We start from the raw sequence: 25,036 nt of genomic DNA on the forward strand, positions 1-25,036 counted from the left end.
AAGCCACAAAGGTATAATTTAATAGTGACTGTCCTCCAAAAGTTAATAAGAAAGCCCAGGCTTGCCAAGTTTTCCATGGGTGCAGCATTTGGACTGGTTGCACATCCAATTCCTCGATAATTTGTTCCTTATTTAGCTTCTTTGAAGTACCTAAGGGTTCTAATTCACGAGTAACATAAATCCAAACTAATAATGCAAGTAAAGTCGCACCAACTAATATTAACATCACACTATTAATTCCACCTAAGTTTAGTAATGGGGCGGTTGTTAAATTACATAGAGCAACGCCAAGCATCATTGATAATGAATAGGTTGTAGTATATAGCGCAATTTTATTTGGAACAAAGGACATAATAACAGCGGGCATCAAAACATTCAGGTGCGCAATTCCAATTCCAATCAAAATAGTGCCCAAAACAATTAGATTGAAATTAGGGCACAAACGGGCTAGACTACCAAGTGTCATCAATCCTGCCGATAACGTGACTGTTCTTTTTAGCCCTAATTTGTTAGCAGTTTTAGATGCAAAATTTGAAAATAGCATAAAAACAACCAACGGAATGGTTGTTAAAACACTAAGCTGTGCCGGATCAACATTCAATCGTTGAGCTAACGGTTTTAAAATCATAGGAATTGCCGAAATGGGGCTACGCATCATTAACCCTAATAAAATTAAGGCAATTAATAATCCCCATTTACCAGCAGAGTTCTTACGATTGTGATTATTTTTTGAGTTCATGCAAGTTTCCTTTAAGTAATATTTTATTTAAAAATATTTGATTGGTTCCGGAAATTACGTTCCAGGATTGGTAATAAGATTAGTGCAATGCCAGCTCCAATTGCAACTTGTAGACAATTTCCGAAAATTTCAGCGAAGGTAATAGTTAAAGCAGCATTTAAAGTTACATGATTCCAAAGCTGTAAAATAATACCACTAATAAAATACCCCCCTACCATAATTAAGCCGCCACCGATGATACTAATTAATTTATTAATTAATCGTGCATTTTTTCGAGTTAAAAGCCCTATCAACCAACCTTCACTACCATGAATGATCATTGAAAAAAGCATCCATTGCGGATAACCGGATATTAAATCAATTAAAAAGCCAGTCAATGCACCAGTAATTCCACCCGCCCGACGACCAAAAAGCCAGGACATCAAGAAAATGCCAACCTCTACCAAACTAATGAAGCCTGTCGGTGTTGGAATTTTCAAGAAAAAATTGGCTACAATATTTAAAGCAATAATAACGGCAACAATAGTCCGTTGATAAATTGGTTTTAAACTATACATCCCGATTTGCTCCTTGCCAAACATTTCCTAAATTTTGATTAATAGCAATACCATTTTCGATTCCATGCTGAACAAATGTTTTAGCTTGTTGTGTGGCAGACAGAACAGTAGCGTTTTGTACTAGCCCACTTAAAATAGCTGCTGAAAAAGTACATCCAGCTCCATTGTTAAAATTATTTTGAATAATCGGATTACTTAGGATTTCAAGCTCGTTGTTTTCCATAATTAAGACATCAACAGCCTCTTGTTTTCCTAATCTCCGACCACCCTTAACAATCACATTTTTAGCACCGGTTTGTTTTAGAATTTGGGCACTTTGTATTAAATCATCCAGTGTTTTAATCGGCTGATTAGTTAACAACTCAGATTCAACTAAATTAGGTGTAATTATAGTTGCCAAAGGAAAAATATTTTCTAAATAAACCTTTTTAATAGCATCTAATTCAGGAGCATGATCTTCTTTAAATACTAGCACCGGATCTACAACCAATGGAATATTTCGATCTAGTTGGTTCAAAAATTGCAGAATAACAATCATTTGTTCCAAATTAGGAATCAAACCTAACTTTATACCTGCTAAGGTAAAATGAGCTTGAACTGAAGCCAGTTGATCCGCTAATAACTTTGCTGATTCTGCATGAATTTCAAAAATTTCAGGTAGGACTGTCACAATACTAGTAATTGCAGTCAGACCGAAAAGATTATATTCATTAAAAGTTGCTAAATCAGCTTGAAGTCCTCCCCCAGATAAACTATCTGATCCTGCGATGGTTAAAACCACAGGCGGTTGTTCTTTAATTTTATTTTGCATCATACCAAGTCTTACCCTCATGCGTTTCAACCTTCAAAGGCACAGTCAACTTTACAGCTGAGTCCATAACTTCAGGTACTAATTTATGCATTAACGTTAATTCGTCTTCAGGTACCTCAAAAATCAATTCATCATGTACTTGAAGTAGCATTTTGGACTTAAGTTGCTTTTGTTCCATTACAGATTGCATTTTAATCATAGCAATTTTGATAATATCAGCCGCTGACCCTTGAACCGGAGTATTCATTGCTGTTCGTTCAGCAAAACTACGTGCATTAAAGCTTTTTGCCTTGATATCTGGTAAATAGCGTCGCCGATGTGCAATCGTCTCAACGTAGCCCTTTTCACGAGCATCTAAAATAATCTCCTCGGTCCACTTTTTAACTCCACTATATTCATTTAAGTAAGTATCAATTATACTTTTAGCAGTTTTACGATCCGTACCAATATTTTTAGCCAAGCCAAACTCAGAAATACCATAAACAATTCCAAAATTAACGGCCTTTGCTTGGCGTCTTAAATTACTATCCACGACTGCATCTTCAGCAAGACCAAAAATACGACGCGCAGTTGCTGCGTGAATGTCTTCATCATTAATGAAGGCTTGCCGCATTTTTTCATCATTTGTAATATGTGCTAATACTCGTAATTCAATTTGTGAATAATCAGCGCTTAATAACGACCACCCAGCTTGTTGTGGTTCAAAAGCTTTTCTAATTTGTCGGCCTTCCTCGACACGTACAGGAATATTTTGCAAATTAGGATCAATAGATGATAAACGACCCGTTTGTGTCAAAGTCTGTAAGTATCGGGTATGTACTTTTGAATCGCTACCATGAATAACTCGTAGTAATCCATCAACATATGTCGATAAGATCTTAGCTAATTGCCGATATTGTAAAATTGATGCAACTAATGGAACGTCTGTCATTTGTTCCAAAACTTCTACTGATGTTGAATAACCAGTTTTAGTTTTCTTCAAAGGTTTTAGACCCATTTCTTCAAATAAAATCACCCCCAGTTGTTTAGGGGATTGAATATTAAATTCGTGGCCCGCTTGTTGATGAATCGTTTGTTCTAATTCTGATAGACGCTCGGTTAATTTTGACTGCATGCCCAATAAACGTTCAGCATTAACCGTAATCCCATTAATTTCCATATGTGCCAAAACAAACGTTAAAGGCAATTCAATTTCAGTATATAAATCAGTCTGTTCATGCTCATCTAATTTTTGCATGAGTGGCTGTTTTAAGGCGCCAATTGCTTGTGCTTTACGACCCAAATGTTCAAAAAAATCAGTATCATTATCTATGATCGCAAATTTGGCTCCTTTTCCATAAACTTCATCATCTGTTTGAACATCGAAATAATTATGCTCATGTGCAATGGTACCTAAATCATTACTATTGTCATTGACATTCAATAAATATGAAACCAGTAGCAAATCAAAATCAACTCCAGTTAAATCAACGTTATAGCGGTGCAAGGCCACAAATGTTTCTTTTGAATTAAAAACATTTTTCTTGATTTTATTATTTTCCAAGATTCTTTTCACAGGTGTATCTTGTGATAATAACTCTAAGTCACGACTAGCTAAATACCCTTGTTGTTGATTCCCGATAACAAAACCAACAATAGCTGCGCGATGATAATTTTCTCCATCTAACTCTACATAAAAGTCAACATCATCTTGTAAAGCTTCTACGTGAGCTAAATTATTAGCTGTTAAAGGAGCAACATTAAGTTTTACAGTAGGGTTACTTTCATTTTGAGTTCCAGTAATTGTGTATCCTTGATTAGCTAATTTTACTAGTTGTTGTTTAAAATCCAAATGCTGATAAAACGGAATTAAATCCTGATATTGAATTCCTCGATATGCTAGATCATCTAAATCCAAAGTCACTGGTGCATCAAGACGAATACGAGCTAAATCCCGTGATAAGAAAGCATCATCCTTATATTGAATCAAATTTTCTTTGCGTTTAGACTTCTTCATCATATCAATTTGTTCATATAATTCAGGAATATCATGATATTCCTGAATTAACTTAATGGCCGTTTTTTCACCAATCCCTGGAACACCAGGATAATTATCAGATGGATCACCTTGTAACCCCTTTACTTCAATCACTTGTTTTGGGGTCAAACCGCCATAAACATCAGCTACTTCAGCGGGAGTATATTTATCAATTTCAGAGATACCCTTTTTAGTGATCCAAACTGTGATATCGTCATCCACTAATTGACGCATGTCTCGATCACCAGTCACAATCGTAACTGCATATCCAGATTCTACGCCTGCGTGAGCCATTGTTCCAATAATATCGTCTGCTTCATAATCAGCTAATTCATAATTTGTAATTCCATGTAAACGAACCATTTCACGCAGCGGTTCAAATTGCTCCACTAATTCTTGGGGCGTTTTATCCCGATTTCCTTTGTAATTATCGTAGGCATTCGTACGGAAAGTTGTTTTCCCAGCGTCCCAAGCGACTAAGGCTTTATCCGGTTCAAATGGATCTACAATTCCATCAAGAAGGTTGTTAAAACCAACTAACGCATTAGTATGTAAGCCATCATGATTAACAAATCTGTCCACCTGATTAATGAGTGCATAAAATGCACGAAATGCTAATGAGTTCCCATCAATTAATAATAGTTTTGGTTTCCCCATGAGTACCCCTTTCAATTTCAAAAGTTAATCAATAATAATCAACTTATTTTGAGTGTGTTGTAATCTTAATTGTAACAAAATTTATAAGCCTAAAACAATTTATTGTTAAAGCTAATTTAATCAACCGAATTTAACCTAAATATATTAAAAATAAGGAGATCAAATTTATATATAAATTATTTAGATAAAAAAAGCAGGAAACATAATCACCCTGCTCTCACTTATTATTCTAATATTAAATATTTTCACGTCTAAAGAGACCAATAAGACTCATTATTCCAGCTTTAGTCAAATTACCTTCGTTGTACTGCAAAACATTTTTCTTATATACTTTTAGCCCAAAGCGACTAAGGAAAATAATCATTAAAATTTGTAAGATAATTGCAATCCACAATTCATATGGTTGCGTCAACTGCAATCCTAGTCTAGCGGGCATTAGAGTTTGCGAAGTGAATGGTACAAACGACAAAATTTTAACAATAACGTTATCTGGTGAGTTTGAGACCATAAAAGTCAAGACATATCCAAGCATTGCAAGATATGTAATAGGTGAAACCGCCTGCTGAACTTGGCTTTGATCATTAACTAATGCTGCGATAATTGCCGTCAGAATCAAGTACATGACAATCCCAAAAAAGACCATAATAATGGTAATTATTGCAAAACTAAAATCAACTCCATTCAAGACACTCATAATCATTTTAAAGGTGGCGTTATCATGAGATATAAATTGATAACTGATCAAACCAACAATAATATAAATTAATAAGTGCACTAAGGCCAGCCCAATGATACCAGCTAGTTTACCAAAAAATTGAACTGCTGGACTAGTAGCTGCCAACAGAATTTCCATAATACGTGAAGATTTTTCATTCGCAATCTCATTGGCAATCATTCCAACATAGGCTGTCAAGAATACAAAAATAAAGATTCCCAGTCCAACCGTTAAAATATAATTAGCTGTTTTGGTTGTTTCACCGCCAACACTAGTTCCCTTAGAACTTACCTGCTGCGTTTTCATCTTAGGCGCTGTAGTTAACTTCTGCAATTGATCATTAGTTAAATTCATCGTCTTAGCTTGCCGTTGCATCGAATACTGATTTAAAACTTGTTTAATTTCATTTTCATCAATTGGATTCCCTTGAGTTGTATTTTTCAATTCATATCCAGTATTATTTTGTTTTAAATAGCTGTCAATCTTTTTATGTTTTAATAGTTGATCGGCCTTCTTATCATCTGACACTATCTTATATTCAGCCTTAATGCTTTTATCTGCTTTTAAGGTTTGAACCAAGCTTTGATCCACATTTAATCCGACAACAGAATCGTTATGATTTGACATTGCTGTAAACACAAAGGCAAATACAGCTACCACTAATGCAATTAAAAGTGGTGATAGAACCAATGACCAATACCCAAGGGTTTTAATTCTAATTTTAAAAGTTTGTTTAGTAACCAACCATAGTTGTCTTTGAAACATCATCATTGTTTCCCTTCTGTTGCTTCACGTCGGAAAATATCATCCAAAGTTGGAGCCTGTTGTGCAAAGGCTGATACATATCCATCAGCACTGACTAATTTGAAAATAGCGTGTCCCGCAAGTGGATCAGATAAATGAATTTGTCGCCCTATCCCTCGCCGTTCAATTGACTTAACCCCATCAATTGATTTTAATTGATCATCTAGTACATCTGATTCAATATATATTTCAGTCCGGCCAAAGGATTCGCGAATATTAGCCACACTCCCTTGTAACACAGTCCTACCAGCGCGTAACATCGTTAATTCATCCGATAATTGTTCAACACCGCTCATATTATGGGAACTAAATATAATCGTTGCTCCACGTTGTTTAAGTTGCTTAATTTCCTGCATAACAATTTCAGTATTAACTGGATCCATTCCGGTGAATGGTTCATCTAAAATCACAAATTCTGGATTAAAAATTAGAGTAGAAATCAACTGAATCTTTTGTGCGTTTCCCTTTGAAAGTTTTTGAACTTTATCATGTATTGTTCCCACTACTTCAAGACGTTTCATCCAATCTTGAAGTTCTAAACGTGCCTCACTACGTTTCATACCATGTAGTTCTGCAAAATATAAAACTTGTTCTTCGATGGTCAATTTTTGATAGAGTCCTCGTTCTTCAGGAAGGAAACCTATTCTAGTCCGCATTAGGTCATCAATAGGATTTCCATCCCAATTGATGGAACCAGTCGTCGGCTCAATAAAATTTAATAGCATGCGAAAAGTGGTCGTTTTACCCGCTCCATTCTGTCCAATGAGTCCCATAATATGACCTGGTTTAACAATTAAATTAATATTATTAACAGCTATTTTATCTCCAAATTTCTTTGAAACATTTTTTAATTCAATCATAAATTTCCTCGATCTCGTTAAGACTAATTATTTATTGTAGCGGCGCCGAATGACTTTAGTATACGCTCGAATAATTAACCAAGCTTTAGTAATTAATGGACTACGTAATAAAACAATTCCAATTAAATAAACTACAAATCCTAAAATCAATTGGAAAACCGTCGTGCTAGGATATGCTGGCCAATTATAAGTCGAAACAATAATCACGAGATACATCAAAAGTCCAGTCACTAAATATTTTGATGTAATTGCTACGATGCGGCCAAAAGCAATGACTTCTCTTGCATAAAATAATTGAATCAAAAAAATTAAAAATTCAGAAATTAGCAAAGCATAGATGGCGCCAAATAATCCATATTTAGGAATAAATAGTAACCCTAACAAAACGTTTAATAACCACCCAAGAACTAGAGTCGCGTGAACGATGTTATTTTTACCAGCTAATCGTAAAAATTGTCCACCTAAAATTGTATTCCAACCCAATAAGAGAATTAATGGCGATAAAACGGTCATCAAAAGTCCAACATCTTTAAACGTTCCACCTAAAAACCAAGTAGTAAAGGTTACCGCTGTGGCAGCAGTACCAAACATAACCGGTACTGCAAAAGCAGTGACATACTCTACCGCATTATCAATATGTTCAATCAATTTATTGTAATTATTTTCGCGATATATTTGATAAAAACGTGGCATTGTACTTAATCCGACAGTAACTACAACTACAATAGAAACTTGATTTAATTGTAATGCAGCTTGATAATATCCGATCCAATCCAGCGTGTATGGTTTTAACAAGGTTACTAACAATTGCCCAGTTAACGAAAATAATTCAACCCCTAAAATAGTAGTAACTGAGGTTAATCCGGTTTTTAAAAATCTCCATGACCCTAATGAAATTTCATTAAATAATTCACGTGGCAAACTAAACCACATTAATCCATTTCCAACAATACGGATCACTCCCATTAAGAACAAATAACGATAAGCATCATTAGATGTCTTAACAGTAATTAAAATCAACATCAAGAATACAATTTTCATTGATGCTGCCTGTAATAGTGGTCGTGTTTTTTGACGAGTTCCAAGGTAGTACCAAGATAAATCTAAAAAGCTTCCTATCATTAATAAATAACTCAGCTTAAGTGTTGATTGATTCTGAAGATAACTAATATTCCAACCTGATGCCCAATTAATTAGAAATGATAGTGCAAGTCCACCCAGAATCAACATCATCAATCGCATAAACAATACATTCCAAAATATTTTAGGAACTTTTTGATCTTCATAGAGAGCATTATTCAAACTAAGTTGAGCTAATAAATTCATTGATCCTAAAAAAATTAAAACAAAAATATCAGTTAGACCTATGGTAAAAGCAACTACCCCATAACTTTGGACACCTAAAACGTGTAACAAGTAGGATAAAGGAATGAGGGGAATAATAACATTGATAAGTTCATAACTCACCTGATTTAAATATATTCTAAGTCCACGCATTTTAAATAATTATTACTCCTTAATTTTTAAAGCATTTATACATAAGTTTATATCTAATTAATGAGGCCTCTTGATAATTAATCAGAGGTAACAATTAGACTAATACTTAACATTATACAGCAAATTTAATATATCTTGATTGTAATATTCTGCCAATATACAATGTTTACAATTTAAAAATTTGTCACCTAATAAATGATTAAATTATGCCTTAGTATTAAGTATTTATTATCCATTAAAAGATCCTGAGACCACAACTTTACCACGAGTATGTCCTTGCTCGACTAATTGGGTTGCTTGCTTAATATTATGAGCATTGATTCCCGTTGAAATTTCATGCGTAAGTGTCGATACTAATAATTCAGTTTCAGCCAAATGTGCAATTTTTTCTAAAATTTTACCTTGTGAAGATAAATTGAAATTATAATCACTTTTAGTAAACATATACTCCCAATCAAAGCTAGCTGACATATCTTTAAAAGCGGTCAATGGTAAATCTTGATTAACCCCTACAATAGTTCCCAAATGACCAAAAGGTTCAATTAGGTTCTTCAATTGATCAAGATATGGAATTACATTATATAAAGCAGCGATAAATCCAACCCGATTGATCTTATACGAATCTAATGCAGGTTGCAATTCTTGATGATAATCTAAGGGATAAGTGACCCCATGCTCTTTTAACCAATAGAAATTTTCAGGACTACTGGTTGCTAATACTTCTAATCCACTCCAATTAGCTAATTGACTCATAATAGAACCTACCCCACCAGCACCATTAATAATTAATAAGCGTTGCGATTGATTAGCATTTGCTTGTGGAATTAAACCGAACTTTTCAAATAATAATTCATAGGCTGTTAATGCTGTTAGCGGCAACGCTGCTGCCTGAGCATCTGATAAATTACGCGGCGCCCGAGCAATCAATCGAGAATCGACAGCCTGAAATTCTGCATAACTTCCATTACGTTTAGTTGATCCTGCATAATAAACGCGATCATTGACCACGAAATTAGTAACTTGTGAACCGACGGCCGTAACAATTCCAACGGCATCATAACCCAAAATTTTTGGTGTTGTTTGTTCTGGTGTTGTCTGACGCAACTTAACATCAATTGGATTGATCGAAACCGCCTTGATTTGCACCAAAACATCATTTGGTAATACCTGGGGCATCCCCAATTCAACATCCAAAAAGCTATCACTTGCTTCTAATGACTTACCCTTATAAAAACCTATTGCTTTCATAATGTTTAAATCTCCTGTATTTTCGAGTTCTTTGCCAAATTAACTTAGCTAAAAATATTACTTCAAAATCATAAGTTTATGTTTCTATCTATATTAATATCATTATATGTTATTTGACTAATTTTTTTCATTATTATTCGCTTAAGCCATTAATTATTATTTATCAAAAACAAATTTCAGTTTACCATCAACCAATTCTAAAATTGCACTAAAAGATTTACCTGCCTTACTTTTAAACCCGCTAATCTCTTTAGTATGACCTTTCTTGATTAAATCTTTGATTGCCGTTTTTGGTAGAATTTTACCTGCCCATTTGCTTGGTAAGGAAAAATTACATGCTTCTTTTGAGTTGTAATTACTACATCCATAAAATTTACCTCGATCAATCATATGGCCTGCCTTACAAACTGGACAAATCCCCATATGCTCTTTATATTGATCAGCATTAGTATCTTTTTGACTATTTATCTGATCAGTTAATTTTTGATTAGTTTCAATTTGATCTGGAACTTCATTGATTAATTTCAAAATAAATTTTTCGATTTGTTTTAAAAACGATGCTTGAGTTCGATTATTTTGACCAATTTCATGTAAGGCCATCTCCCATTGTGCTGTTAATTCAGGCGAATTTAATAGCGGTTGTAACTCAACTGCTTGACATAAAATAATACCCGACATTGTTACAGCTAAACTATTATCTTTAAGTTCAATATAGCTCTTTGCTTTCAATCGTTCGATGATACCCGCCCGAGTCGCTTCAGTTCCAATTCCTTCAGTTTCTTTAAGAATCTCTTTTTGAGCATCTGCTAAGTCTCTTCCAGCATTTTTCATTGCAGTAATTAAGGTTCCCTCAGTATAAGCCGATGGTGCAACTGTCACCTTATGTTCATCTAATAAATCAAAATCGACCTTCTGACCGATATCAACTCGAGGCAAGCTAACCTCCCCATTAGCACTAGATTTTTTACTGTTTGTCTTAAATAATAATTTCCAACCAGGGGTAGTTATTACTCGTCCCATTGCCTTAAACTGTGCCTGACCTGACTTAACAATAATAACCTGTTCATCATAATTCAAATCATCCAAAAACATTGCAATCGTTGTTCTCAATACTAATTCATAAATTGATTTTTCTAAACTAGTTAATTTCATAAATTGATTTTTTGTAGGAATCGTTCGTGTTGGAATAATAGCATGATGTTCTTGAACTTTCTTACTATTTACGTAACGTTTTCTAGGTTCTTTATGAGCAATATTAGCTGTGACATTCGCAAATTCACAATACTGATTAATATTATCCAATAAATATGAAAATTCTTCGTCAGAAATAAATTGCGTATCCGTTCTAGGATAAGTTAAAAATTTCTTTTCATATAACGATTGAACTGCATCCAAAGTATTTTGTGCTGATGCTTTAAAGGCCTTATTAGCCCTAGACTGTAAAGTTGACAATGAAAATAATTTTGGACTAGGTTGCTTCTTTTTATCCTTAATAATGTTATTAATAATTCCAAAGTTATTATTATTTTCTTTTGATTGGCTCTTGTTAACTAAAACTAATTCGTTATCTGATAGGAAAACTTTAACCTTATCTTGATTATCAAACCTGATGAATGGGTCTAATTTAGCCTCAAATTCGCTTTTCCCCGTTTTTACATGTGCCAGCAATTCAATGTATGGTTTTGGTTTAAAATTATCAATCTCCACTTGCCGTTTATAAATCATATAAAGAGTTGGAGTTTGGACACGTCCGATTGAAAACACACCCCTAATTCCTTGTTTTCGTAACGATAAAGAATATAAAGGGCTTGCGTTCATTCCAACTAGCCAATCACTAAATTCTCTTGTTTGTGCTTCAATATATGCCGAATAATGCTGTTTAGCCTCATGCAAATTGGTTAGGCCATCACGAATAGCAGATGATTCTAGTGAATTAATCCATAATCGTTTCATAATTTTTTCCTGAGGATTAATACCAGATTGATTAATAATCGACCAAGCAATATTTTCGCCTTCACGATCAGCATCGGTTGCAATAATAATTTGATCAGCCTCAGAAAGTAAATTTTTGACTATTTTAAATTGCTCTGCCTTCCCTTTACCCGTTTTAAATTTAAATTGATCAGGAATAATTGGTAAATTATTAATACTCCAATTTTTATACTTTTCATCATATTGTTCTGGCAAATAAAGTTCTACCAAATGTCCAAAACCATAAGTTATATAAGTTTCACCATCAAAATATTCATTTGAAACTTCAATATAACCTTCTCGCTTCTTGCTACTTTTAAATGCCTTAGAATATGCAACGGCCTGCGTTGGCTTCTCGGCTAATATAATGGTTCTCATTACACCTTTTTCCCTTCATCACTTAAATATATAGGCTCATACGTTGTAAATATAAATTTCATGTTCAAGCTTATATTTTAATAATTTTTATAAATAAAAAAGCAGCAGATAGTTAAGACAACTTTCGCCTCTTCCATCTGCCTGTTAGCTCAGTAAATTTATATAATAAACGGCCAACCCATAGTTAAATTAGTGATATCGCATATAATTTAACCAACCATTTCAACTTGTCATTCCATTACTGTTGGCTAGTTTGACATAGGTTATTTTATTTATCTGTTTTATTTTGTTAAGTTTAAAATGAGCATCATTAACTTTCCATTATCAAAATTGACGTGTAAAAATTATAAATTAATTTAATAACCTAATTCAGCAAAATTTATACCATTTCAAAAACATATTAATTTCGCCATTAATTCTAACCTAATACATAAAAATTATAAACCACTCTGATTGTAATATGCAAGCTTAAAAAAGGCTGAGACAACTTATGCCTCAGCCTTTCTAATAATAAATTTAATCACCATTTAAGATCGAGTTTCTAACGATCACATAATCAACCAAACGTAAATCTAATAATTTTTTACCGCCAGCATAAGAAATGGATGATTGTAGATCCTCTTTCATTTCATTCAGCGTATTGTAAATACTTCCTCGATAAGGAACAAATAATTTTTTACCTTCGACATTTTGATATGTCCCCTTTTGAAATTGGGATGCTGATCCAAAGTATGCTTTCACAGGTGCTCCATCTAGATCAATTACTTCTCCCGGACCTTCTTGATGGCCCGCTAACATTGAACCAATCATGACCATAGATGCACCAAAGCGAATCGATTTTGCGATATCACCATGATATCGAATACCGCCATCAGCAATAATCGGCTTAGTTGCAACTTGAGCACATTGATTAATCGCAGCTAATTGCCATCCACCAGTTCCAAATCCAGTTTTTAATTTAGTAATGCAAGCTTTACCCGGACCAATACCCACTTTTGTTGCATCAGCTCCGGCATCTTCTAGTGCAATCACCGCATCAGGAGTAGCAACATTTCCTGCAATAACAAATGTTTTAGGTAAAGCTTTTTTAATATATTTAATCATGGCTATCGTTGAATCACTGTAACCATGCGCAATATCAATTGTAATATATTCGGGAATTAATTGTTCATCTTTTAAAAGATCAATAAATTGATATTCAGCCGGTTTTACCCCAACTGAAATTGAAGCAAAAATATGATTAGAGTGAGCACGCTTAATAAAATTTAATCGACGTTCTGGTTCAAATCGATGCATGATATAAAAATAATGTTTTTCTCCCAAATTGAGAGCTAAATCCTCATCAATAACGGTCTGCATATTTGCAGGAACAACTGGCAGATTAAACTTTTCAGGGCCAAATTGAATCGTTGTATCAGCATCTTTACGGCTATTTAATAAACCTTTTTTGGGAATTAATTGAATATCCTCATAATCAAAAATCATATCTTGAGTCATTATAAATATCTCCCTTTTAATAGTTCGTTTTTTGGTGTCATGAATCACAACATTTGACTCCTTTTTCATTATATAACGAACTATATATGATAATCAACTTATAATTAACGTATAAAGCAAACGAATGTTTTAAAATTACCAAAAATATTAAGCTACATTCATTAAAAAATCCCAATCTCTTCTTACATGAGATTGGGCTTCTTTTATTAAAATAATTATTTTTGTTTATTTCTTTGGTTTTTTTCACGATTAGAAAGTCGTTGTGAGTTTTTTTCTTTATTATTAGGTGTTACATCTTTACGCTCAGTTTGACCTTGTTGTGCTGCTTGCTGTTGTGCTGCAGCCATTTTATCCATGAAACTTGAATTTTTTCCAGTCTCCGGTGTTTTAATACGACCAGCTAAAGCATCTTCAACGACATCTTTAACTTCAAAATTTGCACCAACATGACGACGCAAACGTGGACGCCAAAGATTAATCATAAGTGTTTGAAGCACCATAATTACTGCTCCACCCATAAAGTATAATCCAATTCCGGCATTCGTAAAGAAAGTCATCATGAACATCATGATTGGCATCATAAACATCATTGTCCGCATTTGCTTTTTTTGTTCAGGCGCAATTCCAAGTGTTGATAAGTACGATTGTATTAGATAAATTAATCCAGTTGCAATAGCCAAACCGATACTTGGTTGTGCTAAATGAATTCCAAAGAAAGTGGCACTCTTAATTTCAGCTGCTTGATTAAGCGCCCAGTCCATTCCTTTCCAACCATGAATAATACTAGGGTTAATTGCTGCATACAAACCCGAGAAAATTGGCCATTGGATTACCAAAGTAGAAAAGTTCATACCACCCAGCATTGAAACATTATTTTCTCGATAAATATGCATCATTGCTTGAGTTGCACGAGCTTGTTCATCAGGTGTTTTAGCATTTTTTTGAGCTTCTTGAACCCGCGTTAATTGTGGTTGTAGTAACCGCATCTTTTCTTGTTGAATAGTCATATTTCGTGATTGGTGTAGCTGCATGGGTAGCAAAACTAACCGTACGATGAAGGTCAAAACTAAGATTGACCAGCCAATGGCATTAGAATCATTGAACATACCTTCAACAATCTGCATAAAGTTCGCTAAGTATGGTGCTAAGATATAGATATGTCCAGTAAAGAACAAAATAATCAATATTACGATTAAAATTGGGGTTAAACCTTTTATTTTCATTTTTTGTTAACTTCCTATATTTTATTAAGAATTATCTTTTTTATTCTAGCTTGCTAATAAAAAATTATAACATAAAAACAGATCAGTTTTCAAAATTCTTTCACTTATCACATTCCTGTAAGGATTAAATTAAAATAAAGAACAGGTTACCCATAAGTTTAGGCAATCTGCTCTTTATTTTACTATATTACTTTAAATATTAATTCAAGTTTTGCTTAAATGAATTAATAAAATTCAGAAAATTCACTCCCTAATGATGGATAAGCATATAAATTAGCCTGGGTTTCTGCAAAAGTTCGCTTCATATTAATAGCTGTAACAAAATAGTTAATTAATTCTTCAGCTTCAAAAGCGAAAATACTAGCCCCCACAATAAGGCCATTAGTATCAATAGCTACCCTAATCCGAGCTTGATCATGATATCGGAAGAAGGTAATTACATTACCCATCTCTAAATCTTTAATCGTAAATCCCTGATTTTTTGCCTCTACCATGGAAACCCCAGTTTGCGCAATTCTCGGTGTGCCGAAAACAACTTGAGGCATCGTTGGATATTCTAAAGGGGTTTGATTTTGACCAGCTAATTGTCGAGCGACATAACGTCCCTCATAATTTCCAACTGGCACTAATTTTGGCACATCATTATCAGCTACATCTCCAATCGCATAAACATGTGAATTAGTACTCTTAAGATATTGATCTACCACCACATGCCCATCACACGTTTTAACACCGGCTTTTTCGGCTTGAATTTTATCAGCATTTCCAGTCCGTCCCACCGCACTGATGACTAGATCCGTTAAATAACTCGTTCCATTTGATAATTTAACTAAATATTGATTATCTTGTTTTTGAATGACGTCAATTGTATTATCAAATAAAATTTCAATACCATTATTAAGCATTTCTTTTTCAAATTCGCGAACCAAAACTTGATCAAAATCTGACAACAAATGTGATCCTTGGGTAATTAAATGAACTCGAGCTCCCGCAAAGTGGCTAATATTAGCAAATTCAACCCCAATATATCCACCGCCTAAGAAGGTAATATCTTGCGGCATATCTGACAAATTCAAAAAGTCCTCGCTATTGCCCATTAGTTCAGCGCCAGGGAAATCAAGTTGACGTGGGCGTTGTCCTGTAGCAATGATCCAATTAGTAGCTGTTATCTGGTATTCATTAGTAGCTACAGTGTCTTGATTAATAAATTGAGCATGTCCATAGATATGTTCAATCTCTGCTTGTTCCAAACCTTTAATCTTACGAGGTTTAACGGCGTCGACATACTCTTGTTTAGTTGCCATTAAAGCTGGCCAATTAATCATTGATGATCCGACTAAACCTTTATTTTGTAAAGCTTGCTCACGATGAAGTGTTTCAACCGCACTCAGTAAAATTTTTTTAGGATCGCAGCCATAATTGGGGCAGGTTCCACCCCACATATATTCTTCAATCATAACAACTGTTTGTCCTAATTGTTTTGCTTCAAACGCTGCAGCTAAGCCGGCTGGGCCTGATCCAATAATACCTAAATCATAATTAATTTGTTTCATATTAATTCATCTCCTTCGTTATGTTTAAGCGAACCGACCTCATTTATATTATGATGCTAAATAGCGGGAAGTTCTTTTTTCTAACCATCGTTGAACAAAAGTTAAAATCGTCGTAATAACTGCATAAACAATCGCCACTAAAATATACATAGATAAAGTTTGATAATTCTCAGCAGCAATTTGCTGGCTGAGATAAAATGTCTCTACAATCGTAATTACACTAGCCAGGGACGTATCCTTTACTAGTGATATTAATGAGTTACTCAATGGTGGGATTGCAATGCGTACCGCCTGTGGTAAGACCACATACCAATAGGCTTGAATTCTAGATAATCCGACTGATTGAGCGGCCTCTAACTGCCCTCTATCGACTGATAATATTGACGCACGAATTGTTTCTGCAGCATACGCCCCCGTGTTGAGTGAAAATACCGTTATGGCACTAATCCATGCATTGGCAAAGAAATCGATATGTGCACTAGGGAGACCATAGAAAGCAATAAACAGTTGAACCAACATTGGTGTCGAACGGAAAAGCCAAATATAAAAAGATGCGATTCCTTTTACCAGAATCATAATAATTCTCAATAATCGATTCCTAGGCGCTGTCATAACTCGTATTAAGGCCGTCCCAGTTGCAATGATGAGTCCCAACGCAAACGAAATTGCTGCGAGTGGTAAAGTATATAAAATTGCGGCTTGAAATAATTGTGGTAAACATTTCACAGCCAGTTGAATAAATTCCATGCTAGGTTCTACCTTTAATTAAATTATTTTTTAGTTAAATCTGTTTTGAAGTATTGTTTTGAAAGTTTACTTAATGTTCCATCTTTTGCTAATTCCTTAATTGCCTTATTAATTTGCTTTTGCAACTTTGGATTATTTTTATTTAACATTGGGGCTGCTGGAACTGCTGGAATTTCACTATCCATTTTAACAGCCTTAACTTTTACATCCGGATTTTTATGATGCCATAATTCAAAGGCTCCAGCATCATTTAGTTCAGCATCAGCACGACCTGAATCAATCAAATTCATTGCTTCAACCATTCCCGGAACAGCAACAATCTTAGCGCCATTCTTTTTAGCCATTTGACCAAAATTAGAACTTGTTGACTGTGCTAATTTCTTTCCCTTAATGTCTTTTAAGGTTTTTAATTTACCATTTTGTTTTTGAATCAATACCGTTTTAGAATATAAATATGGTTCGGCAAATAAATATCGGTTTTTACGTTCTTTAGTGATTCCTACGTTATTAAAAATAACATCATAACGATTAGAATCCAAACCAGTTAGCAGTGAATCCCATTTAGTTTGTACAAATTTTGGTTTCATATTGATTTCCTTAGCAACTGCCTTGGCAACATCAACCTCATATCCAGTTAACTTACCCTTTTCACGATATGAAAATGGTGCATAAGTTCCCTCTAAACCAACCGTTAACGTTCCTTTTTTGATAGTATCTGCATGTAGTTCTGTAAAATTGCTTCCAGCTAAGAGCCCAATAATTGAACTGAAAACAATAAGTGTACTAAAAATATGCTTTTTCATTACTAATTACCCCTCTTTTCGATAAAAAAAACACGACCTCATTATAAAATGAGTGCGTGCTTGTTCACTATCAAGAAATTAAGACAAATTACTCGCCAAAAACTCTCAATTGCCATCAAGCAACCAAGTTCCACAAATATAAAATTGTGTTTTTGTTTTCAACATAGTAGTTCCCCTTTGATAATCTTAATTGTACAACGATTTATTTTAATGTCAAATTAGGCATTAAATTTATTTTTTATATCATCAATACCTTTAATCATCAATGTGATTTTACCGTCAGGATTATTAATCAATTCAACCTGATTTTTATCTTGATAGGCTTCAATTGGAATCGAAATTTGAATTCCCGAATCTAAAACAAATTTTTGTGTTGAATACTTTTTTTGATACTTCAATGGATTATCAATTTTAATATCATGATTAATTGATCGGCTTTCTAGTGCTTCTTGATAAACCTCTTTAGCACTAAAATTTTGATCGAAGAGTGCATCTCCAATTTTTTCTGGCGAAACTACGCCTTGATCAGAAACATTTTCATAAATAATTTCTTGAGTATTCGCTAAAGTCTCATGTAAAGGCATATCAAATTTATCAGCCACGTGTTTTACCGCTTGTTTTAAGCCCTGCAACTCATTTTTAACACTTGGATTAAGATTCAATTGAGCAAATTTTTCGGCAAAATAGGCCATACGTTGACCATTATGTTGAAAATGCTTTTCAATTAGACGAACTGATCCATCCATTAAGTCAATAATTAAGCCTTCATCAGGTACAGTTCCAGCATTGGGTAAAATAGCTTGATTGACAATCAACTTATTACTTAAAATATCATCTTCATAATCCACCATATGTGCAAAACGTGGAGTAAAGTTTAATTTAAACAATGCAAAATAATCATGAGCTTCATCACTATATTCTGAAATTAACAAATCACTTCCTGGCACTTCTGGAATATCGCTAATAATTGAAAATAACTTTTGAGCTAATTGACTAGTTTTTTCTACAAAAGTCTCTGAACTATTATCATCTAAAACCTGAGCTAAATAATCATCTCCATTTAACTGGCTAGTTTGATAATCGCTTGAGTTAAACTTTGAAATTTGTTTTTCAAGATAATCATGTAAATTAACTTGATCTAAATTCATTTCATTTTGTGACAAGATTAATTGATGAGCATCTTGATCGAGAATATGCAAAATCGCATGTTTTAAAATCATTATTTATTTTCCTCTTTTACTGGATGTGCTTCTAAATAATCGAGTGCTTGTTGAAAATTAGATACAGGAACCACTTTTAATTGTGGTTCGTATTTTTGAGCAGTTTTTTTAGCTAATTGATAATTGGTTTGATGCTTTTCTTCATACTTCAAATACTTATCTGGCACCTTTAAATATGGAGCGAAGAAAATCTTAGAACCGCTCTCGCCTGCAGAAATAACCTTCTTATCAATCCCACCAATTTCACCAACATTACCTTCACGGTCAATCGTTCCGGTTCCCGAAATTAAGCGTCCTTGTGCCAAATTATTATTACTTAAAGCTTCATACAATTCCAATGAAAACATTAGTCCACCAGAAGGTCCCCCAATTTTACCCATATCAGCGGTAATCTTAGGTTTAGTGGAAATTGTTGTATGATCAATCAAAAGGATCCCAATTCCCGGTATTTTAGCATTAGCTCCGCCTAAGGAAACCGTTGGATGCGTACTATTATATTGCTTATTATTACGGGAATAAGTAATAGTAATGGGATCACCTAATTTATGATTGCGAATGGTGCTTTGAAAATCAGTAACACTTGCCTGCTTTTCTCCATTAATCTTAGTAATCATATCGCCAATTTTAAGATCTTTTTTAAACTTAGAATTGGGTTGAAGCGATCGAACATAAACCCCTTTAAAATTTTCTTTGTAATCAATTCCTGCTTTTTTTAGGGCTACTGCTTTGGCATTATTAAATGCTGTATCCATATCAATTTTATCTATTTTCTGTTCTTCACTGCTTGTAGCACCAGCCATAACTTGATCTTTAGTCATAAAGTCAGCGTGCGGATTAGTTAAGGTGATCAATGCGCCTAGCCCCGTTAATTGGCTAAGTGAAATAGCAGTCAAACTATAATCACCCTTAAAATTAGGCTTTTTATTATCAACTTTTATAAAGTTTTTCAGCCCAACTGAAATTCCTGGAGATTCGCTATAAAGCGGTAAAGGCATCATGAGAAAACCAGCTAATAAAATTGCAATAATCGACCAAATCAGCCATTTATATTTTGTTTTTAAAGGACGCATTGTCTTTTTTACTCACTTCTTTGGTATTTTTGGTTAATAGCTTGTGCAACATCACTAGGCACCAGGGTTTTGATATCAGCGCCAAAATGGGCTAATTCCCTGACCATAGAACTAGAAATCGCTTGATTTTCTGGCCGAGCCATCAAAAAAACAGTTTCCGCATCAGCTAATTTTTGATTTAATTCAGCAATGTTTTTCTCATACTGATAATCAGTCGCATTGCGAACACCACGTGCAATAGACTTAGCTCCTAATTGATGAACTAATTCCATTGTGAGACCATCATATGAAATCACTGAAGCATTTGTCAATTGAGCTTCTTTTAACGCTTTTTCAATTAAAATTTTACGCTCTTCTACCGAAAACAATCCTGACTTAGCTTGATTTTTTCCAATCGCAACAATTACTTCATCAAATAGTTCACTCAACCGGTGCACTAGATCTAAATGACCCAGGGTAAACGGATCAAAACTTCCTGGAAAAATAACTTTACGCATCATAAATCACCCCTTAAAACGATAAATTGTAATTACTGTAATTCCATATTCTCTTTGCTTCCATAATTCGAAGCCCCCAATTTGATCTGGTAATTGTGCTTCCTGATCAGTTTCAGCCATTAAAATAGCATTATCAGCAATTAAATTAGCTGCTGATAACTTTTCAACATCTGCTTGAATTGTTTGTTTAGCATAAGGCGGGTCGAAATAGAACAAATCAAAAGCCTGTTGTCCATTTAAGCGTTGAATCGCTTGATCTGCACTACTTTTGATAACGGTAAATTTTTCGCTCTCCTTAGTAACCGCCACATTAGATTGAATTGTTTTAATTGCTGCAAATTGTCGGTCAACTAAGACCGCTTCTTCAATTCCTCGTGAAACCCCTTCAATACTTAATCCACCAGAACCAGCATATAAATCTAATGAGCGACCCCCATCAAAATAAGGGCCGATTAAATTAAAGACAGCTTCTTTGATCTTATCTGTGGTAGGGCGCGTTGCCGAACCTGGGACCGCCTTTAACGCACGGCCTCTATAATCTCCACTTATAATTCGCATTTTAACCTTCCCCTATAATTCATCATCAGCCCCAACCATGTCAGCTAATTCAAATTCATCAACGGCAAAGGCTACACTATCTTGATTGCTACCAACAGTTGAATCAACTTCAGGCCAATTGGAAATTTCAACTGATTTTACAAACCCTAAACGACTAATTAAAATTTGCTTTTTCTCAATATCAGCTTCATCCATATAAATAACCGCATATTTCAACTTATTTGAGATATATTCAATCACTCCAAAGCGTCGTAATTGTTTTGCTTGCTTAAAATTATTTAGATAAACAATCACACTCCGACGAGGTTTAATTTCTAATTCCATTCTTAAGCCTGTCCCTTCTTTTTATCAGCTAAATACAATTCTTTTTCAATCTTAATTTGCTTAATCACATTTAAATCAATGGCAAACATTAGTCCTAATGATAATATCGACGAACCTCCCACTGAAATTAAAGGAAAAGTAACTCCGGTAATTGGTAACGCTCCAACGACTCCGCCTAAATTAACAATAATTTGCAGTAACAAGTAACTAGCTGATCCAACCAATAGTAAACGATAACGCATTGAAGGCGTACGGAATGCAAAATAAATCAACCGCCAACTAATAATAACAAGTGCTATGACAACCAAAGCAACTCCAATAGCCCCCATTTCTTCACTAACTACTGCCATAATAAAGTCGGTATTTGGTTCTGGCAAATTACTGTTTTTTTGTAAACTACGTCCTAATCCACGCCCAAATAAACCACCATTACTAATGGCGTAATAAGAATTAATAACTTGATTTCCGGTTGTCTGCGCATACTTCCATGGATTTAGATATGCAGTAAAACGCTGCAAGCTATAATGTGTAGACAGTGACAAAATTGGTTCTAAAGCCCGTAATCCAACTTGCCATATTAATATAACTCCAGTTATTACGATTACCGAAAACCTTTTTTTTACACCTGAGGCCAAAATAATCACGGCCATGATACCAGTGGTAATAATGAATCCTCCAGTATCTGGGAAAAGAAATAATATTACACAGACAAAGGCAAATCTGATCCATCCAAGATGTATAAAATTATATTTATTATCGTGATTACGGGTCATGGCAAATGATCCCCATAAAATTAAACAGACCTTATAAAGTTCCACGGGTTGAATAGAGATTGGTCCCAACACAATCCAACCTCTAGCTCCATTAATTGGTGGAAAGAAAAAAGTCGTTAATAGCAAGAATAATGAGATGAAATACATCATATAGGCAATAGCCCCTAATGAATCAATCCATTTTTTGGATGCATGATAACCAACTAGCATCATAATAAAAGCCATCAAATAAAATGATAGTTGCTTAAATAATGTACCTGACGGCGTACCCGTTAACATACCAGCACTGGCAGAAAAAGACATTACACTTCCAAAAGACATTAGCGCTAAGACTAATATCGCAATCCACCAGTCAAAATAACGCATCCGATATTGTATTTTTTTAAATAATTTTACCAAACCGGTCCCCTCATATTTCTCCAAAGAGTTAATAATAATATTATATACTAATTTTTCTGCAAAAATACTGATTCTAATTGAAGTTTAACCATTTTAGTTTAAATAAAAAGAGAGCCTGGACAAAAACTATCCCGGTCTCTCGATTTATGTTAAAAATATAATTTTTCTAAAACTTAAATTTACGCAATGAACGTAACACCTAAAATTTAAAATATTATCCTTTTTAACTTTTATTAAATATTATTGTTGAGACATCTTACGACGCTTAGCATACTTCTCACGTTCAGAAGTATTCAAGATATCCTTACGAATTCGAACGTTTTCTGGAGTTACTTCAACATATTCATCTTCGTTCAAGAATTCCAAAGAAGCTTCCAATCCCATCTCACGAGGAGTCTTGATTGATGAAGTTTGATCCTTGTTTGAAGAACGAACGTTTGATTGTGGCTTTAACTTAGTAACGTTCACAGAGATATCGTTATCTCGTGAATTCATTCCAACAATCATTCCTTCATAAACTTCAACTCCAGCTCCAACGAACATTTGTCCACGATCTTCAACACCCATGATGGCGTAATTAGTCGTTGTTCCTTGTGTAATTGAAACTAAGGCACCATTACGACGACCTGGTTCCCAGTTACGAACGATTGGACGGTAGTCTTCGTAAGTGTGATTGTAAATTCCATATCCGCGGGTTGCTGATAAGAATTCAGTTGAATATCCGATCAAACCACGTGAAGGAGCTACGTAAGACAAACGAGTTTGTCCGTTTCCCATAGCTTCCATGTTTAACATTTCACCCTTACGTTGGTTCAATGAATCGATAACAGATGAAGCATATTCATCTGGTGTATCAATTTGAACAGATTCGTACGGTTCTGATTGAACGCCATCAATCTCACGATAGATAACTTGTGGACGAGAAGCTTGTAATTCAAAGCCTTCACGACGCATTGTTTCAATCAAGATAGAAAGGTGCAATTCACCACGACCAGAGACTAACCAAGCACCAGCTTCATCAGTATCTTCAACACGCAAAGAAACGTCAGTATGCAATTCTCGACGAAGACGATCTTCAATTTGACGGGCCGTTACAAACTTACCTTCGCGACCAGCGAACGGTGAGTCATTTTGACGGAAAGTCATTTGCAAAGTTGGTTCATCGATACGCAAAACAGGCAATGCTTCAGGATGCTCAGGATCAGCAACTGTTTCACCAACTGAAATTTCTTCCATTCCAGCAAGTGCAATCAAGTCACCAGCTTCGGCTTGTTCGATTTCAACTCGGTCAAGTCCAATAAATCCAAACAACTTAGTAACTCGGAAAGTTTGAGTTGTTCCATCTAATTTCATAACTTCAACAGAATCACCAAGCTTGATAGTTCCACGGAAGACACGTCCAATACCAATACGACCAAGGAAGTCATTATAGTCAAGCAAAGCAACTTGGAATTGCAATGGCTCATCTGAATTATCTTCAGGGGCTGGAATTGTTTCGAATACCTTGTCAAAGACAGGCTTCATTGTGTGTTCTTGCTTATCAACTTCTGGATCTAATGAAGATGTTCCGTTCATAGCTGAAGCAAAGATAACTGGGAATTCCAATTGTTCTTCATCAGCTCCAAGCTCAATGAACAAATCCAAAACTTCATCGACTACTTCAGAAGGACGAGCCCCTGGACGGTCAACTTTGTTAACTACCACAATTGGAGTTAAGTTTTGTTCAAAAGCCTTTTTCAAAACGAAACGAGTTTGTGGCATTGTTCCTTCAAAGGCATCAACAACCAACAAAACTCCATCAACCATCTTCATGATACGTTCAACTTCACCACCGAAGTCAGCGTGGCCGGGAGTATCAACGATGTTAATTTGCTTATCTCCAACCTTAACGGCTGTGTTTTTAGCTAAGATTGTGATTCCACGTTCTTTTTCAAGATCGTTTGTATCCATTGCTCGATCAGTAATGTTATTACGAGCATCCAATGTATCTGATTGCTTCAATAATTCATTCACCAACGTGGTCTTACCATGATCGACGTGGGCGATGATTGCAATGTTACGAATATTATCGCGTTTTGCCAAATTCCTGTTCTCCTTGACGTTTTCGTCACTTTAATT

Annotated in this window: 21 protein-coding genes; all 21 read right to left on the reverse strand. The window is 34.6% G+C overall.

Features of this window, described 5'->3' with window-relative positions; translation table 11 throughout:
- Nucleotides 1-739 (reverse strand): MFS transporter (locus JC2156_RS04145; RefSeq protein ID WP_038241123.1); only part of this gene is annotated, 739 nt, incomplete at its 3' end.
- Between the two features lie 23 nt (nt 740-762).
- A complete protein-coding gene (locus JC2156_RS04150) occupies nt 763-1,296 on the reverse strand; it encodes an ECF transporter S component (protein ID WP_006845457.1) in 534 nt (177 codons plus the stop codon).
- Nucleotides 1,289-2,110 carry a bifunctional hydroxymethylpyrimidine kinase/phosphomethylpyrimidine kinase gene (locus JC2156_RS04155; protein WP_006845458.1) on the reverse strand — a complete coding sequence of 274 codons (822 nt, stop codon included), beginning with the start codon at nt 2,108-2,110 and terminating at the stop codon, nt 1,289-1,291. Before JC2156_RS04155 ends, JC2156_RS04150 begins: the two co-directional genes overlap by 8 nt.
- Complete coding sequence (gene polA / locus JC2156_RS04160) at nt 2,097-4,781, reverse strand: DNA polymerase I (RefSeq protein WP_006845459.1); 2,685 nt, start codon at nt 4,779-4,781, stop codon at nt 2,097-2,099. The genes JC2156_RS04155 and polA overlap by 14 nt, the downstream gene beginning before the upstream one ends.
- Nucleotides 4,782-5,016: 235 nt before the next feature.
- Entirely contained in the window at nt 5,017-6,267 is a 1,251-nt protein-coding gene (locus JC2156_RS04165; RefSeq protein WP_006845460.1) for an ABC transporter permease, read from the reverse strand.
- Complete coding sequence (locus JC2156_RS04170; RefSeq protein WP_006845461.1) at nt 6,264-7,160, reverse strand: ABC transporter ATP-binding protein; 897 nt, start codon at nt 7,158-7,160, stop codon at nt 6,264-6,266. The genes JC2156_RS04165 and JC2156_RS04170 overlap by 4 nt, the downstream gene beginning before the upstream one ends.
- Nucleotides 7,161-7,187: 27 nt before the next feature.
- Entirely contained in the window at nt 7,188-8,657 is a 1,470-nt protein-coding gene (locus tag JC2156_RS04175; protein WP_006845462.1) for an MATE family efflux transporter, read from the reverse strand.
- Between the two features lie 228 nt (nt 8,658-8,885).
- Nucleotides 8,886-9,905 (reverse strand): zinc-binding alcohol dehydrogenase family protein, encoded by a 1,020-nt coding sequence (locus JC2156_RS04180; protein WP_006845463.1) that lies wholly within the window; start codon nt 9,903-9,905, stop codon nt 8,886-8,888.
- A gap of 156 nt (nt 9,906-10,061) precedes the next feature.
- Nucleotides 10,062-12,254, reverse strand: coding sequence for a type IA DNA topoisomerase (locus tag JC2156_RS04185; RefSeq protein WP_006845464.1), 2,193 nt, complete (start codon nt 12,252-12,254; stop codon nt 10,062-10,064).
- Nucleotides 12,255-12,770: 516 nt separating this feature from the next.
- A complete protein-coding gene (locus tag JC2156_RS04190; protein WP_006845465.1) occupies nt 12,771-13,751 on the reverse strand; it encodes a GMP reductase in 981 nt (326 codons plus the stop codon).
- A gap of 215 nt (nt 13,752-13,966) precedes the next feature.
- Nucleotides 13,967-14,974 carry a membrane protein insertase YidC gene (gene yidC, locus JC2156_RS04195; RefSeq protein WP_006845466.1) on the reverse strand — a complete coding sequence of 336 codons (1,008 nt, stop codon included), beginning with the start codon at nt 14,972-14,974 and terminating at the stop codon, nt 13,967-13,969.
- A gap of 224 nt (nt 14,975-15,198) precedes the next feature.
- Nucleotides 15,199-16,527: a dihydrolipoyl dehydrogenase family protein gene (locus JC2156_RS04200; protein WP_006845467.1), complete on the reverse strand. Its 1,329-nt coding sequence runs from the start codon at nt 16,525-16,527 to the stop codon at nt 15,199-15,201.
- A 48-nt stretch (nt 16,528-16,575) separates the two neighbouring features.
- Complete coding sequence (locus tag JC2156_RS04205; RefSeq protein WP_006845468.1) at nt 16,576-17,274, reverse strand: amino acid ABC transporter permease; 699 nt, start codon at nt 17,272-17,274, stop codon at nt 16,576-16,578.
- Between the two features lie 23 nt (nt 17,275-17,297).
- Nucleotides 17,298-18,077 (reverse strand): transporter substrate-binding domain-containing protein, encoded by a 780-nt coding sequence (locus tag JC2156_RS04210; protein ID WP_006845469.1) that lies wholly within the window; start codon nt 18,075-18,077, stop codon nt 17,298-17,300.
- A 218-nt stretch (nt 18,078-18,295) separates the two neighbouring features.
- Complete coding sequence (locus JC2156_RS04215) at nt 18,296-19,297, reverse strand: nucleoid-associated protein (protein WP_006845470.1); 1,002 nt, start codon at nt 19,295-19,297, stop codon at nt 18,296-18,298.
- Complete coding sequence (locus JC2156_RS04220; protein ID WP_006845471.1) at nt 19,297-20,367, reverse strand: SepM family pheromone-processing serine protease; 1,071 nt, start codon at nt 20,365-20,367, stop codon at nt 19,297-19,299. The genes JC2156_RS04215 and JC2156_RS04220 overlap by 1 nt, the downstream gene beginning before the upstream one ends.
- An 8-nt stretch (nt 20,368-20,375) precedes the next feature.
- Complete coding sequence (coaD, locus tag JC2156_RS04225; RefSeq protein ID WP_006845472.1) at nt 20,376-20,867, reverse strand: pantetheine-phosphate adenylyltransferase; 492 nt, start codon at nt 20,865-20,867, stop codon at nt 20,376-20,378.
- Nucleotides 20,868-20,870: 3 nt separating this feature from the next.
- Nucleotides 20,871-21,422, reverse strand: a complete 552-nt coding sequence (gene rsmD / locus JC2156_RS04230) for a 16S rRNA (guanine(966)-N(2))-methyltransferase RsmD (RefSeq protein ID WP_006845473.1) — start codon at nt 21,420-21,422, stop codon at nt 20,871-20,873.
- Nucleotides 21,423-21,434: 12 nt separating this feature from the next.
- On the reverse strand, nt 21,435-21,746 hold the full coding sequence (locus tag JC2156_RS04235) for a YlbG family protein (RefSeq protein WP_006845474.1): 312 nt from the start codon (nt 21,744-21,746) through the stop codon (nt 21,435-21,437).
- Nucleotides 21,747-21,748: 2 nt separating this feature from the next.
- Nucleotides 21,749-22,885, reverse strand: coding sequence for an FtsW/RodA/SpoVE family cell cycle protein (locus tag JC2156_RS04240; protein WP_238530584.1), 1,137 nt, complete (start codon nt 22,883-22,885; stop codon nt 21,749-21,751).
- A 273-nt stretch (nt 22,886-23,158) separates the two neighbouring features.
- Complete coding sequence (gene typA / locus JC2156_RS04245; RefSeq protein ID WP_006845476.1) at nt 23,159-25,000, reverse strand: translational GTPase TypA; 1,842 nt, start codon at nt 24,998-25,000, stop codon at nt 23,159-23,161.
- Nucleotides 25,001-25,036: the final 36 nt, after the last annotated feature.

Source organism: Weissella koreensis KCTC 3621 (genome assembly GCF_000277645.1).

Coding starts and splice junctions, on each gene's coding strand:
- JC2156_RS04150 (WP_006845457.1), bottom strand. CDS start 1,296: ATGTATAGTTTAAAACCAATTTATCAACGGACTATTGTTGCCGTTATT.
- JC2156_RS04155 (WP_006845458.1), bottom strand. CDS start 2,110: ATGATGCAAAATAAAATTAAAGAACAACCGCCTGTGGTTTTAACCATC.
- polA (WP_006845459.1), bottom strand. CDS start 4,781: ATGGGGAAACCAAAACTATTATTAATTGATGGGAACTCATTAGCATTT.
- JC2156_RS04165 (WP_006845460.1), bottom strand. CDS start 6,267: ATGATGATGTTTCAAAGACAACTATGGTTGGTTACTAAACAAACTTTT.
- JC2156_RS04170 (WP_006845461.1), bottom strand. CDS start 7,160: ATGATTGAATTAAAAAATGTTTCAAAGAAATTTGGAGATAAAATAGCT.
- JC2156_RS04175 (WP_006845462.1), bottom strand. CDS start 8,657: ATGCGTGGACTTAGAATATATTTAAATCAGGTGAGTTATGAACTTATC.
- JC2156_RS04180 (WP_006845463.1), bottom strand. CDS start 9,905: ATGAAAGCAATAGGTTTTTATAAGGGTAAGTCATTAGAAGCAAGTGAT.
- JC2156_RS04185 (WP_006845464.1), bottom strand. CDS start 12,254: ATGAGAACCATTATATTAGCCGAGAAGCCAACGCAGGCCGTTGCATAT.
- JC2156_RS04190 (WP_006845465.1), bottom strand. CDS start 13,751: ATGACTCAAGATATGATTTTTGATTATGAGGATATTCAATTAATTCCC.
- yidC (WP_006845466.1), bottom strand. CDS start 14,974: ATGAAAATAAAAGGTTTAACCCCAATTTTAATCGTAATATTGATTATT.
- JC2156_RS04200 (WP_006845467.1), bottom strand. CDS start 16,527: ATGAAACAAATTAATTATGATTTAGGTATTATTGGATCAGGCCCAGCC.
- JC2156_RS04205 (WP_006845468.1), bottom strand. CDS start 17,274: ATGGAATTTATTCAACTGGCTGTGAAATGTTTACCACAATTATTTCAA.
- JC2156_RS04210 (WP_006845469.1), bottom strand. CDS start 18,077: ATGAAAAAGCATATTTTTAGTACACTTATTGTTTTCAGTTCAATTATT.
- JC2156_RS04215 (WP_006845470.1), bottom strand. CDS start 19,297: ATGATTTTAAAACATGCGATTTTGCATATTCTCGATCAAGATGCTCAT.
- JC2156_RS04220 (WP_006845471.1), bottom strand. CDS start 20,367: ATGCGTCCTTTAAAAACAAAATATAAATGGCTGATTTGGTCGATTATT.
- coaD (WP_006845472.1), bottom strand. CDS start 20,867: ATGATGCGTAAAGTTATTTTTCCAGGAAGTTTTGATCCGTTTACCCTG.
- rsmD (WP_006845473.1), bottom strand. CDS start 21,422: ATGCGAATTATAAGTGGAGATTATAGAGGCCGTGCGTTAAAGGCGGTC.
- JC2156_RS04235 (WP_006845474.1), bottom strand. CDS start 21,746: ATGGAATTAGAAATTAAACCTCGTCGGAGTGTGATTGTTTATCTAAAT.
- JC2156_RS04240 (WP_238530584.1), bottom strand. CDS start 22,885: ATGCGTTATTTTGACTGGTGGATTGCGATATTAGTCTTAGCGCTAATG.